At 49.7% G+C, this 12,856-nt stretch carries 12 protein-coding genes; all 12 read right to left on the bottom strand.

The window, feature by feature from the left end:
* Positions 1-67: 67 nt before the first annotated feature.
* The 12 genes from Q1J43_RS08495 to Q1J43_RS08550 are packed head-to-tail and all read right to left on the bottom strand — an operon-like array spanning position 68 to position 12,821.
* Positions 68-997: a polysialyltransferase family glycosyltransferase gene (locus tag Q1J43_RS08495; RefSeq protein ID WP_301102042.1), complete on the bottom strand. Its 930-nt coding sequence runs from the start codon at positions 995-997 to the stop codon at positions 68-70.
* Complete coding sequence (locus Q1J43_RS08500) at positions 987-2,351, bottom strand: DegT/DnrJ/EryC1/StrS family aminotransferase (protein ID WP_301102043.1); 1,365 nt, start codon at positions 2,349-2,351, stop codon at positions 987-989. The genes Q1J43_RS08495 and Q1J43_RS08500 overlap by 11 nt, the downstream gene beginning before the upstream one ends.
* A 4-nt stretch (positions 2,352-2,355) precedes the next feature.
* A complete protein-coding gene (locus tag Q1J43_RS08505) occupies positions 2,356-3,297 on the bottom strand; it encodes a Gfo/Idh/MocA family oxidoreductase (protein WP_301102045.1) in 942 nt (313 codons plus the stop codon).
* Between the two features lie 6 nt (positions 3,298-3,303).
* Complete coding sequence (pseI, locus tag Q1J43_RS08510; RefSeq protein WP_301102047.1) at positions 3,304-4,350, bottom strand: pseudaminic acid synthase; 1,047 nt, start codon at positions 4,348-4,350, stop codon at positions 3,304-3,306.
* 1 nt (position 4,351) lies between these two features.
* A complete protein-coding gene (gene pseG, locus Q1J43_RS08515; RefSeq protein ID WP_301102049.1) occupies positions 4,352-5,857 on the bottom strand; it encodes a UDP-2,4-diacetamido-2,4,6-trideoxy-beta-L-altropyranose hydrolase in 1,506 nt (501 codons plus the stop codon).
* 4 nt (positions 5,858-5,861) lie between these two features.
* Positions 5,862-6,557: an acylneuraminate cytidylyltransferase family protein gene (locus Q1J43_RS08520; protein WP_301102050.1), complete on the bottom strand. Its 696-nt coding sequence runs from the start codon at positions 6,555-6,557 to the stop codon at positions 5,862-5,864.
* The gene (locus tag Q1J43_RS08525; RefSeq protein ID WP_301102051.1) at positions 6,557-7,318 is read right to left on the bottom strand and encodes an SDR family oxidoreductase; all 762 of its coding nucleotides are present in this window, start codon (positions 7,316-7,318) and stop codon (positions 6,557-6,559) included. Before Q1J43_RS08525 ends, Q1J43_RS08520 begins: the two co-directional genes overlap by 1 nt.
* Positions 7,315-8,211: a Gfo/Idh/MocA family oxidoreductase gene (locus Q1J43_RS08530; protein ID WP_301102052.1), complete on the bottom strand. Its 897-nt coding sequence runs from the start codon at positions 8,209-8,211 to the stop codon at positions 7,315-7,317. Before Q1J43_RS08530 ends, Q1J43_RS08525 begins: the two co-directional genes overlap by 4 nt.
* Entirely contained in the window at positions 8,208-9,092 is an 885-nt protein-coding gene (locus Q1J43_RS08535) for an aldo/keto reductase (protein WP_301102053.1), read from the bottom strand. The genes Q1J43_RS08530 and Q1J43_RS08535 overlap by 4 nt, the downstream gene beginning before the upstream one ends.
* Positions 9,089-10,258 carry a UDP-4-amino-4,6-dideoxy-N-acetyl-beta-L-altrosamine transaminase gene (gene pseC, locus Q1J43_RS08540; RefSeq protein ID WP_301102054.1) on the bottom strand — a complete coding sequence of 390 codons (1,170 nt, stop codon included), beginning with the start codon at positions 10,256-10,258 and terminating at the stop codon, positions 9,089-9,091. The genes Q1J43_RS08535 and pseC overlap by 4 nt, the downstream gene beginning before the upstream one ends.
* Complete coding sequence (gene pseB / locus Q1J43_RS08545) at positions 10,258-11,256, bottom strand: UDP-N-acetylglucosamine 4,6-dehydratase (inverting) (protein WP_301102055.1); 999 nt, start codon at positions 11,254-11,256, stop codon at positions 10,258-10,260. The genes pseC and pseB overlap by 1 nt, the downstream gene beginning before the upstream one ends.
* A gap of 32 nt (positions 11,257-11,288) precedes the next feature.
* Positions 11,289-12,821, bottom strand: coding sequence for an ABC transporter ATP-binding protein (locus Q1J43_RS08550; RefSeq protein WP_301102056.1), 1,533 nt, complete (start codon positions 12,819-12,821; stop codon positions 11,289-11,291).
* Positions 12,822-12,856 lie beyond the last annotated feature (35 nt).

Below are 12,856 nucleotides of genomic sequence, written 5' to 3' on the forward strand. Positions count from 1 at the left end.
AAATTTCGCAAGCCAAACCGAGTAGATTATAAATGTCGCTTGTCACGAAGCTTGCAGTGAGCAAAATTCAATTAAAAAATATTGAAGCGCTTAATTTTTGCTCTACTAATTCACGCAGGCGAACTATATTTTCCTGCGGAAGGCAACAGTCATGCCCCATCGGGGGAATACAACTTACGACTTTTTTTCTCGCCAACAAACCCACCACCATTGCCATGCTCTGGCAACCAACGACAATATCGGACGCCACTATATCTTCGAGCAATGTTTTCTCGTTGCTTATTTTGACAATATCAGAATACTTCTCGACAGTTCGTTCATATTTATTCGGCGGATCAGATGGATGTGGGCGAATCACAACGCTTTTTATTCTCTCCCCAAGTGCGTTCATATTTTCTAAAAAATAATCTATTGCATCAAATTCATCATATTGTACATAACCATCGTCAAGATGCTTCAAGTGGGGATGGCCCGAAATATTCTCGCTGACAAACAAGACTAATTTTCCGCTTATATCTAGTTTTCGATTCCCTCCTTCAAGGGCTTTTATTTCTTTTTTTATATCGATAAAATAGGGATTGCGGACAAATCGGATGAGAATATTTGGAAAATGTATCTTCGCAAGTTTCTCCGCATCTTTATCACCTACCCAGATTTCATCTGGCAAATGTTGAATGCCGTTTCGAGTAAAGCGCTCTGGGTAGTTCATCCAATGATCCAGAAATGATACAACTCGCATCCCTGTCTCCTTTGCTTTGGCAATTGCAAGCCATTCCAGATCTGCTTGCCCACTGGTTCCGCAAAGACACCATTCACTAGATGACAGAGCTTCCTGCAAAGCGCATGTTTGAACCAAACCAAAACGTCGCGAAAAGACACTAACCGCAGGCCCTTCAAGAACCAGTCGGCAAGTTAACTGGCTTTGATTGATATAGCTCGCCAGCAATTCTGCGCCTCCAGCATCGTGCGAGACCAAGGCGACTTTCTTACAATACATTTTCGTTAATGGCCTTTACTGCATCGTACATGGTCTCTGTACCTGCGCTATCTGACCATTTTTTTAATTCATGTATCCTTTCTATGACTTTCTCGATTGCATCAGCAAAATCTTTGATATCTTCAATACTCATGCCTTCCCGCACAAGCGGCGACAAAAGGAGTTCTTTTTCATAAAGACGTTCGGTCACTGGGCACAAACCCTTTGGATAATCATAGGTGACGCCACAATTGAAATTGAACGGAAATCCTTTTTTCCCGATTGCAATTTTCTTCTGATACAACGGATTGAGGTATAGCGGTCTTACATATCCCTCAGCGAATGGAGTAGTGTCCCAAAACCTTGGTTTCGGTAATTCAGCTGCTACCGCACGTAAAAAAAGGCTTCGTGGTATTCCAACGATCTCCTCATTAAAACGTACCGGATACATGTAGTAGGAGTGAGTGCTTCCGCTTTCAATGTGTTGTATGCCTAGGCCAGGAATGCCGAGCAACCTCCGGTCGAGGTAGCGACCGAGATCAGCGCGATGAGACAGGAAGCCATTCAATTTCTTAAATTGTTCAATTCCAATGGCTGCTTGAAGCTCTGTGAAACGATAATTGCTACCAATCATATTCGACAAATCTTCAACTCCGTATGCTTCGGTGGCGTTTTCGCCATGATTCCGAATTAGTCTGCAGCGAAGAGCTATATCATCGTTATTCGTTACCAGAAGACCGCCCTCACCGGTATGAATGTGTTTGTGAAAATTCAAGCTGAATCCACCCACATCACCAATCGTACCTACCGGTCTGCTTTTATAGTAAATACCAGGTGCCTGAGCCGCATCTTCGATAACTCTCAAACCGTGCTTGGCCGCAATCTCCATTATCGGGTCCATATCCGCAGGATAGCCAAACAAATGCACCACGAGTATGGCTTTGGTTCTAGGGGTAATGCAGCGTTCAATTGACCTTGGATCCAGGGTAAAGCGATGGAGATCAAGGTCGGCGAATATCGGAATCCCGCCGTAGAACAAGACTGCAGTCGCACTTGCAGACATGCTGTAGGGTGAGCAAATCACCTCGTCCCCTGGCTCGATGCCGACCGCCCCGACCGCGACTTGTAGCCCAGTCGTCAAAGAGTTAACGCTGACTGCATTCTTGAACCCGTAGGTTTTGGCCCACAAGCCTTCAAACTCGACGACTTCTTTGCCGCCATTAAAAAATTTCCCGGCGGCTCCTATAAACCCTGAAAGCACATCCGAATCCAGTACGCGCAACACAGCTCTCTTCTCCTCCAATCCCATCGAAATTCTGTTTGGGAATTCTTTCTGCCTTACGGGAGCACCACCCAATATCGCTAGTTTGCTCATAATATCAATGTCTTTGCAGTATCAATATACGCTCCGAAATACTCACACTTTCTAGGAAGTTATCGTTAACCTTTCTTTCTAGCATGCTCTTTGCATTAGAGATAACATTTACCATGTAGTTATCAAGCACCGCAGTTTGCCTACTCTGGAGACAAAGCTTAGGATAAAAGCTACCGCGTTTGCCTAGCGTTGATAGAATTTCAACCTCATTTCCGCAATCCTTCATTAACACTGCTTTTGTTTCGAAATAAAGGGCTATTTCGAAATGTGTAAATTCAACACATCCGAGTCCGATCATTTGCAGGCTTGCACCATTCCAGACACATGACACAGATAGTGTGGGATCCGTATCGAACTCATCGTTAACGCTTTGATTAATTTTAGCCTTTGTAAAATCGATCACCGAACAAAAGAGAAACTCAAGTAAGTCAATTGCATGACTAGCATTGTTGTGAAATCCGCGTTGATACGTCAGGACGATGTTCGTGCATCGCTCCTCGCGCAAAATATTTCCGATCCTCTCTCTTAACTGAATCATGCCAGGCTGAAAGCGACGGAAGAAGTTAACCATCACCTTGGTGTCCGTTTTCTGATAAAGCGTGAGCAGCCGCTCCAGTCGAGTACGATCAACATCCACCGGCTTCTCACAGATCACCAGCTTGGGTCCATTTTCGAGCATGAGAGAAAGATATTCGTAATGGGTCTCAGTTGATGAGCTTATTACCACCATGTCGTAACCTTTGAAAACCAAAGGACTCAACTCATTCAAACACCGAACGCCATAGCGTTCTGCAACCTTGAGCGAAAATTTTTGTTCAAGATCATAAACTTCGAACTCAATTTCGGGATCAAGGTGAAACGCCTTCGCATAGGTTGATATCGACTCTGTTTCGAAGTCATACATCGCGCCAATATTTCCACACCCAATGATAAGTGCCTTATACATATCGCATCATTTTAAGAGGCGCCAACCCAGAGCCGTTCCACGCGTGACGTCTTGCTTCACTTTCATTCCCAATACTTGTTCTAGATACTTCATGGGCAAACCAAGCCCAGGTCTGATTGCGCGCAGATTCTCACGCGTTAGAGCGTCCCCGGCTTTCAAGTCCTGAACTATGTATAGGGAGCGGCGAAATTGGAGGGATTTCATTTCGGCCTCCGTCGGCCCATAGCTAACTTGCCCAAGCGCACGCCAGGCTCGCTCGGTTTCTGCTACCAGTTGCACCATCTCGGCAGGTTCCATTGAAAAAGCGCTGTCAACCCCTCCATCGGCCCGGTTCAATGTGAAGTGTTTTTCGATAACGCTTGCACCCAAGGCCACGCTTGCTACCGACACGCCAACTCCTAAGGTATGGTCAGATAAGCCAACCTCACACCCGAACAACTCCCGCAGATGTGGAATAGTTAGGATGTTGGTGTTTTCTGCGGTCGCAGGGTAGGTGCTGGTGCACTTGAGAAGAATCAGATCGTTACAACCAGCACTCCGAGCGGCGCGCACGGTCTCGTCCAATTCAGCGATTGTGGCCATGCCCGTGGAGATAATCATCGGTTTGCCGGTAGCGGCGATACGCCGAATTAGCGGTAAATCGGTGTTTTCGAACGAAGATATCTTGTAACACGGGGCATCGAGACTTTCCAGAAAATCCACTGCGGTGACATCAAATGGCGTACTAAAAGCAATCATGCCGAGTTCGCGTGCCCTATCGAAAATCGGCATGTGCCAGTCCCACGGCGTATAGGCTTGTGCATACAGCTGATACAGAGAGCTTCCCACCCACAAACTCTTGGCGTCACTGATATGGAACTCACGTTCATCCAGATCAATAGTCATGGTATCGGGCGTGTATGTTTGGATCTTTAGTGCGTGTGCTCCTGCCTTGGCCGCGGCCTCGACAATTTTCAGCGCTCGTTCGAGCGACTGGTTATGATTCCCCGATATCTCGGCGATGATAAGAGGTGCCCTCCCCAACCCTACTGATCGCTCCCCTATTTTCAACACTTCAGAACCTCTTTAAGTAGGACGTCGATTCGACAGAGTATCCGGACTCCGTGAACAAACGATGCGAGCGCTTGTTCGTCCCAAGAACATCGGCGCGAAAAATATTGATGTCGTGATGATCACGCAAGAACCAGGATTCCGCACCCCGCAACAGATTACGGCCAAGGCCCAGACCTCTGACCGCCGGATTGAGATAGATGGAAACCTCTGCCTCATCGTATTGCACGTCAAATCGAACAACGCCAATAGGTAACCCATTTTGCTCGCCGATGAGTAGCTGCCTGCTCGGATCACTCAGCACCGACGAAAACCATTTCTGGTGATCTATAAAACTGATTAGGTCTGAGCTACGTGAGGCCATCCTAATATCAGGGTTATTGCGCCACTCGAACAGTTTTTCTGAGTCATCTGGTATCGCTGTTCGAATCAGAATATCGCTGCACCCTAACGCGCCAACGACGTGGAGTACGCCGTTCCCATCCACGGCCTGCATTCCGCAGCGGGAAATGGCCATTCTAAGATGGCTATTTTCCATGAGGGCGACCACATGCCGCCTAATCGCATGAACCAGTTTGCCGTTCAGATTCGGTGCATATAGCAAGCATTCCGAGGCCGCATCGGCAAGCTGTCGTGATTGATTGTCAGCTGCACAAATACTCAACGAGGGCAAACCCAGACAGCATCGCTCCCAGATTGCCGAGCCGCCAGCGCCAATTGCGAGATCAGCTGCTACCATCAACTCAGCCATTTGGTTTGTTTGCACATGTAAAACAAATCCGTGTTTATTGCATGCCTCTTCAATTTGTTCGCGATGCGGATGCTGCGCCCCGATTACTACGTCCACGTGCCAGTCATGAATGCCGATTCCTGCGAGGGCATCGATAACGGCTATGGTGTAGTTAGCGGCATCCACTCCGCCGAATGAAACCAGGACGCGCCTTACCGGCCCAACGCGAGGCTTGACCTGCTTTCTCAGCTGCCGGAACTCGTCCCGCAGTAATGCATAGCGCGGACCGAGCAATAGCTGACAGTCGACCGGAATTTTTCCGACATAACGAGTACCCATATTCGCGTACAGATTAAGGTCAAGGAGCACATCGCAGTCGTGATGGCGGTCAGCGAGATCGTCAATGACCAAGATTTTTCGGGCAATTGGACGTAATTCTTTCTCCCAACGGCTATCAAGTGCGTAGTGATCTACGATAAGCCAGTCCCAGTATTGATCAGTGAGGCTGTTGACGGTGTCGGTTGCATCCTTAGTCTGGCTGACGCCGAGCCAGTGTGAATGAGGAAGTCCGTCCAAGGCGTCTCCGCCTTTATATTCGATGAATTGCCTAAATTCATGGTCACGTGTGAACAACATGCTGCGGAGATGATCTGAGATGTAACGGCTCACAAAGCGAGTCCGGGCCCCGTGCTTTTTAAAAGCATCGGCAAGAGTCAAACATCGCATGAAGTGACCGATGCCAATCTGGGTTGATGCATCTACTCGAAAGGCAATATTCATTACATTACGAATCTGTCTTGCTGAGGAAGCAAGCCGTTGCCATCTCAAAATCCTCGACATCATCAATATCCATGGCGGACATCCAGCTCAACGTATGAAAAATGTGACCTGGCACATAATAAGTACGGGCGGATTTCAAGGTCGGAGCACGGGCAATCCATATCGCGCCACTTGGACAATATAAGGCTGGCAAGTCCTGAGAGCGCGCGACTCGAGCTTCAGGAAACAGGTAGTCAGGAGAACCATTCTCATCCAATCTGACCGCCCACCAAGGATTCATCCAGCCAAACCGAAAACAGCTAATCTGCGACTCGGCACCCTGTTCAATAAAATTCCTAACCGCAGCTTGTATGTCTATAGCATTGCGCATCGGGCAATTTGCCATAAGTTGTGACACGACATCAAACCTCTCGCCCCAATGCTGCTCTGCCTGCCCTAGTGCGGTGAGGGTTGCTTCACTTGATGGCGTAATATCATCGGCTGCTGAATCACGGAGAAACGGCACCGCGGCACCATAAGATCGTGCCACATCCGCGATCTCTGGATCATCCGTTGACACAAGCACTTGATCGAATTGACCAGATTGCAGTGCAGCCTCAACGCTCCATGCCAGCATGGGCTTGCCGTGCAGTTCAAGGATATTCTTGCGCGGTAAGCGCTTCGAACCACCACGGGCCAAAATGATCGCAATGTGTTTCATTACCAAAGACTCCAGCCACCGTCGACAGCGAGCGTATGCCCCGTCACTCCTGAGCATTTTTCCGATAAAAGAAAATCCACCGGGCCGGTCACTTCATCATCTCTTAGCATGCGTCCCATTGGGCAGAGTTTTGCGTAGCGTTGTTTGAACTCTTCATCTGCTCGCCCTTCAACGCCGCCGAACGCAACACAATTCACTTGCACACCTTTGCTCACAAGCCGTACTGCTAGTTCTTTGGTTAAATGCGCGAGCGCTGCTTTGGCGACGCCGTAGTGCAAGGGAGATTGCGTGACCGGATCTTCATAGAGGTATGGATTTGCAGCAACTGCTCCATACATTGAGCCCATATTCACGACTCTGCACAAACGGCTATTTTTCTGCATTACCATTGCCATGGTCAATTCGTAAGGCACGATGACATCCAGCAAATACTCGTTGGCAAAGCTGTCTCTACTTACGAGACCGTTCTCTTCAACTTTCAGATAATCGACACTCCGTGCATTATTAATTAGACAGTCAGGCTGAATGTTCCGTACGTCAAGTTGCTCCAATAAGAGTTTTGTCGAACAAGATTCCGTAAGGTCTGCCTGGATTCCCACTAACTTCTCAGCGCAACTCGTGTGCTCCGACATTAGCTTCATTCCTGATTCAGACTGCCGAAAAATACCCACAACCTGATCCCCAATCGCCAGAAAATGACTGACTAGAACGCTGCCAAGTTTTCCGCTTGCACCCGAGATCAATACCGTTCTTGATTTCACAATTTCCGCCCGCGCTCAATCAAACCGATAACCTCCAGGATGAAGGTGGAACTTGTTCGTTCATCACGATGAATTATCCCCTGCACAAACTGGTGCAGAGCACTCTTGAAGGCGGCATAGGTATCCTCGAAAAACAGGTCTATCCAGCCGGATTCGCCTAGGACTCTCAGAGCGAGTGGCGCATACGTTGATCCAAGCGTGCTGATGAGCGCATCGAACCCTCCTCTGTATTTAACGGCCAATGTAGTTGTCTCATCAGAATGCCAGCATTGAGTTCGCTCCACTGCCCCCCGGTCGTGTGCTATCAGGAGCAGCGGTTCGATGACATGGATGGCATATTTTCCCCAATCTTTCGGGACGGTTGCATGGATTTGTCGTAAACGGCCTATCTGTTCCGACTGAATTTCAGACAGTTGAAACTCTTTCGCATACCGCAAGGCCGAGCAAGAAAATATCTGCCCTGGATAGCGCTGCATTGCGAATATCTGCTTCGCTTCGGCAACCGTCAAGGCGAGAGGCTTATCGATATAAACCGGGATTCCGGCTTCAAGAAACGGTGCCGCGAACTTAAGATGAGTCTCGGCATCGTCACGCGCCAACAAGACTCCATCCACTTCTCCAATCATGTCGGTGAATGATGCAACGACATTCGGAACTAGTGCCGCTCTAGCCACATGGGCAGCAATACTCTCGCTTTGTGCCCAAACATGAGTGACCTTCGCTTCCGCAATCGTATCTTCAGGAAAGTGCTGTTTTTCCAGGTAGCGTGGGATGACGGGAAAACCACAATTCTCCATATAGACAGGGTCGTAGCCATTGAATATGGCGGACCATGAATAGGGGTGGCCGTTCCCGGGAGACAGGCCAATTACGCCTAGACTCAAAGGATTCACGATAGATTCCAGAGTGCGGGATTTACGAATTCTGGAGCATGACAGGACAATCCTGCCGCATTGAAAGTTCGCTCGCCGAAAAAGTCGGAAAGACAAGCCCGAAACTGCTCCAGACTCTCGACGCCCACGAGAACAGTATCGACAAGGACTATGTCACGCACATAACTTAGGGCCGCTTGGGCCAGTGTCATGCCCTGCACCTCCGCTGCAGAGTGCCACATTGAGAGCAGTGGGCGAATCGGGTCGAAATACGCTGGTACCTGACGCAAGGGCATCAACAAAAGCCCTTGCAGAAATACCGACCTGGCATGGATTTCGACACCCTCACTCTTCAACATGTCCAGGCGGCCATTGGTCAATAGTCTTTGGTCCAAGACGCTGATTGGAAGCTGCACGATATCAGGAGTAAACACCTTTAACACAGCATCGATCTGCTCTGCGTCGTACACTGAAACGCCGATTTTTTCGACAGCCCCTTTTTCTTTTAAAGCCATCATTGCGGCGAGAAGTTTTGTACCACCCGGAACGAGCAGGTCATTTGCATGATGTAGGAGCAAACCATAGATATTTTTTGTCGAGAGTTTTTCAAGAGACTGTGAAAAAGCCTTCGTAATCCGAGATGCATCATCATCCGTTATGACGCTGGTCGCGAATCTCGGTGTTTTTGTTACTACGTCAAATTCGTCAAGGCAGTTCGATCCCAAGACTCGCTCTGACTCTCCATACAGTACCGCTGTATCCAGCACCCTAATCTTTACTCTCTGTGCTTCGGTGAGAATTGCTGCGACAGTTTGAGGAGGGGTGATTTCTTTCTCACCAGAAATACCATAGGGGAGCCCCCATTGCACGGTGCCCAATCCAAGCTTATCGCCTTGGCTCATAGCCATAGCGCGTCACGCAAGGCACTGATGACATAATCTTGTTCCTTTACTGACAAGCCCGGATACATTGGCATACTGATGGCATCAATGTGGTAACGTTCTGCCTGAGGGCAGTACCCTGGCTTAAATCCCATCTGTTCATAATATGGCTGGCGATAAACAGGGATGTAGTGCAAGTTTACTTGTATGCTGGTCGCCCGCAGTGCTTCATATACGTGTCGGTGTGTTTTATCGATATCGCCAAGTTTCAGGCGAATAACGTAGAGGTGAAACCCGGAATAGCAGTCAGGGTTTTGCCATGGTGTTATGACTGGAAGATTGGACAATCCGCTACCGTATCGTTCTGCGATAGCGTGCCGCTTAGTCACAAATTCCTCTAAACGCCGCATCTGGCTAACGCCTAGTGCCGCATGTATATCCGTCATGCGATAGTTGAATCCGAGCGCTGTCTGTTGGTAATTCCAGAGCTCTTCAGCCGGCCTGGATTGCATATCTTCTAAATTGCTGGTAAGGCCATGGCTACGTAGAAGGCGCAATCTCTTGGCGCTCTGGGCGTCGTTGGTCAATACCATGCCCCCCTCACCCGCCGTAATAATTTTGACCGGGTGGAAACTGAAAACGGTCATGTCACTGTATCGACAATTCCCGACGGGCTCCCCTTTGTAGCGACCTCCAATGGCGTGTGAAGCATCCTCGATGATCCGGAAACCATATCGCCTGCTTAGAGCATGAATGCCAGCCATATCACATGGTTGTCCGCACAGATGTACCGGGATAACAAGCTTTGGCAAGTTCCCGGTTCGGTCCGCTTGCTCCAGCTTTTCTGCTAAACACTTTACGCTTAGGTTGTATGTTTTAGGATCAATATCCACGAAGTCGACTGTTGCGCCACAGTACAAGGCGCAGTTGGCGCTAGCGACAAAGGTGATTGGCGTTGTCCAGACCACGTCACCTTTACCAATACCCAACGCTAGGCACGCGATGTGTAATGCACTGGTGGCGCTGTTGACGGCAACGGCGTGTTGCGAGCCGCAGTAGTCCGCGACGACCTGTTCAAATTTCGGAACTACCGGGCCTTGGGTTAAAAAGTCTGAGCGCAGGACTTCAATGACTGCATCGATATCGTCTTGGTTGATATCCTGTCGCCCATACGGAATGGTTACCATCAAATGCTACCAATCTTCTCTCGGTTCTGCTCGACCCATTCACGCAAGGTATTGATGCTCATCCAGTCGGTGTTGTTGTCCGAACAATAGGTAAAACCACTACTTACCGCTTTGCCGTCACTTATACGCTCGGGATCCAGGCTCCAGTTATGGATCGCTGGCAGTATCTTGTAGTGATTGGCATATTCGTAGGTGTGCGGCGCGTCTTCTGGACCTATCATTTGTTCGTGGAGTTTTTCACCTGGGCGGATTCCGACTACTTGTTGAGGCGCATTTGGCGAAATTGCTCGTGCGATATCTATGATTCGCATGGAGGGGATTTTCTTCACATAAATTTCACCTCCGACCATATCTTCAAAGGCATGCCAGACGAGGTCTACGCCTTGTTCTAGTGTGATCATGAAGCGAGTCATGCGATCGTCCGTAATTGGCAATGCTCCCTGGTCATCAAGCGAGAGAAAAAAAGGGATCACCGAGCCGCGCGATCCCATGACGTTGCCGTAACGAACAACGGAGAATCGGGTATCGCCGCTTCCTGAGTATGAGTTTCCAGCGATAAACAGCTTATCCGAGGTCAGTTTGGTGGCGCCATACAGATTCGCCGGGCTACTCGCCTTGTCGGTCGAGAGCGCCACCACGCGTTTTACCCCTTGGTCGATGCAGGCATCGATTAGATTCATGGCACCGATTACGTTGGTCTTCACACACTCGAATGGGTTGTATTCCGCTGTCGGCACGATCTTGGTGGCGGCTGCATGAACTACATGATCGATACCGTTGAGTGCGCGTGCGAGACGATCCTTGTCGCGCACATCACCGATGAAAAAACGAACACGCTCATCATTGCCATAAAGTTTAGCCATTTCCCATTGTTTCATCTCATCACGTGAAAAGATGACTAGGCGACGAGGGTTGTATTTGGCCAACGTCATAGGCACAAAGGTATGGCCGAAAGAGCCTGTGCCGCCAGTGATTAGGATTGATGAATTACTAAGCATTGGATTACTTCCCTGACTCTATTGAAGCCACATTATGCTGCCTGACTTACGATGTCCTGATAGCTACCGATTCGCTTGATTCCGCCATCGCCCAGTTCCACTATTTGCGTACAGTTTTTCAAGGTGGTAAGGCGGTGAGCGATGATGAGCACGGTCAGATCCTCGCTGAGGCATTCGATAGCCTGCATGACGGCCTCTTCTGTTTCGTTGTCTAGCGCGCTGGTGGCTTCGTCGAAAATAATGACGTCGGCTTGTTTGTAAAGCGCCCGGGCGATGCCGATGCGTTGGCGTTGACCACCGGACAAACGAACGCCACGCTCGCCCACGACGGTTTGATATTGTCTATTCCAAGTCTCGATGGTATCGGCAATCTGTGCCTGGTGAGCGGCCTGACGCACCCGCTCGGGGTCAATCTGGTTCTTAGGCACGCCAAAGGCAATATTTTCTTCGATCGTGCTGTCGGCAAGGAAGATGGCTTGCGGGACGTGCGCGATATGCGCTTGCCAGGCGCGATGATTGTGAACGGTGATGGGCTGACCATCGATCTCGAGCGTACCTTCATTCGGTTGCAAGAGGCCCATGACAATATCGAGCAGCGTGCTCTTGCCGCTACCCGTGGTGCCGACAAAGCCGATTCGGCAGCCTTTGGCAATGGTGAGATCGAGCATGTTGAGCACCCATGGGGTTTGCGGGCTATACCGAAATGAGAGCTGTTTTAGACTGATCTGATGCTGGAAAGACAAGGGGGTGATAGTAGGCCAAGCTGCATGGCTGGGTAGTGGCTGATCGAGCAACTCCAGCGTGTCCTGCAAAGAAGCTTGCCCACTCTGAATGCCAGACCACGACGCATATGCCTGCTGCAATACAGGAAGCAAGCGTTGTGCGCCGAGCGCGAAGGCGCCAAGAACGGGGATGGCCCTGGCAATACCGTCCGTTTGTTGTGCCAAGGTATAGGCCAGTGTAGCGATTAGCAGCATACCCAAGGCTTCCATCCCGTAACGTGGGCTAAGACTGATAAAGATACTATTGCCCTGCGCGCGGCGCAGAGGTAGATCGGCGTCGCGATAGACTTGGCAATAGGTTGATTGGCTGCCGTCAATCAAAACATCACGTATGCCGCCTAGCCCCTCCTGCAGGGATTTGATCACATGAATGGACTCGCGGGCGATGCATTGGCTATCGATCAAAAGTCGGTTACGGGTAAGTCGAATGATAAAAGCATAGATCAGGCCAAAACCACCAAAAGCCGCTAGAGCAATGACCGGGTCTACTGACAACAAGGCAAGCAGGATCGTGCACAGCATGATGCTGGCACTGATCAGGGTCAGGGCTGGCACGATAATGCTGTAGATGACGCTGTTGGCTTTGCCTGCAATGCCACTGATCACTTCACTGCTGTTACGGGCAACATGGACGGCATAGGGTTGATAGAGTGTGCGGCGGTAGATACTGATACTCAGGTCAGCGCCGGTTGCAAAGGATAGCCGTGTGCTGGCCCAGAGCAGCAGCAGGCGCATCACACCCGTCATGAGAGCGGCCAGCCCAAAGATAATGCTCAGTGGCAACAGGAGTTGCTCAGGCCTGGTCAGGCCCAGAGTTT

Source organism: Propionivibrio sp. (assembly GCF_029255185.1).
Taxonomy (GTDB): domain Bacteria; phylum Pseudomonadota; class Gammaproteobacteria; order Burkholderiales; family Rhodocyclaceae; genus Propionivibrio.

Bases quoted from the DNA above. Each gene is read 5' to 3' on its own strand.
- Q1J43_RS08535 (WP_301102053.1), bottom strand. From the start codon at position 9,092: ATGAGCCAAGGCGATAAGCTTGGATTGGGCACCGTGCAATGGGGGCTC.
- Q1J43_RS08495 (WP_301102042.1), bottom strand. From the start codon at position 997: ATGTATTGTAAGAAAGTCGCCTTGGTCTCGCACGATGCTGGAGGCGCA.
- pseG (WP_301102049.1), bottom strand. From the start codon at position 5,857: ATGAATATTGCCTTTCGAGTAGATGCATCAACCCAGATTGGCATCGGT.
- Q1J43_RS08500 (WP_301102043.1), bottom strand. From the start codon at position 2,351: ATGAGCAAACTAGCGATATTGGGTGGTGCTCCCGTAAGGCAGAAAGAA.
- Q1J43_RS08505 (WP_301102045.1), bottom strand. From the start codon at position 3,297: ATGTATAAGGCACTTATCATTGGGTGTGGAAATATTGGCGCGATGTAT.
- pseC (WP_301102054.1), bottom strand. From the start codon at position 10,258: ATGGTAACCATTCCGTATGGGCGACAGGATATCAACCAAGACGATATC.
- Q1J43_RS08520 (WP_301102050.1), bottom strand. From the start codon at position 6,557: ATGAAACACATTGCGATCATTTTGGCCCGTGGTGGTTCGAAGCGCTTA.
- pseB (WP_301102055.1), bottom strand. From the start codon at position 11,256: ATGCTTAGTAATTCATCAATCCTAATCACTGGCGGCACAGGCTCTTTC.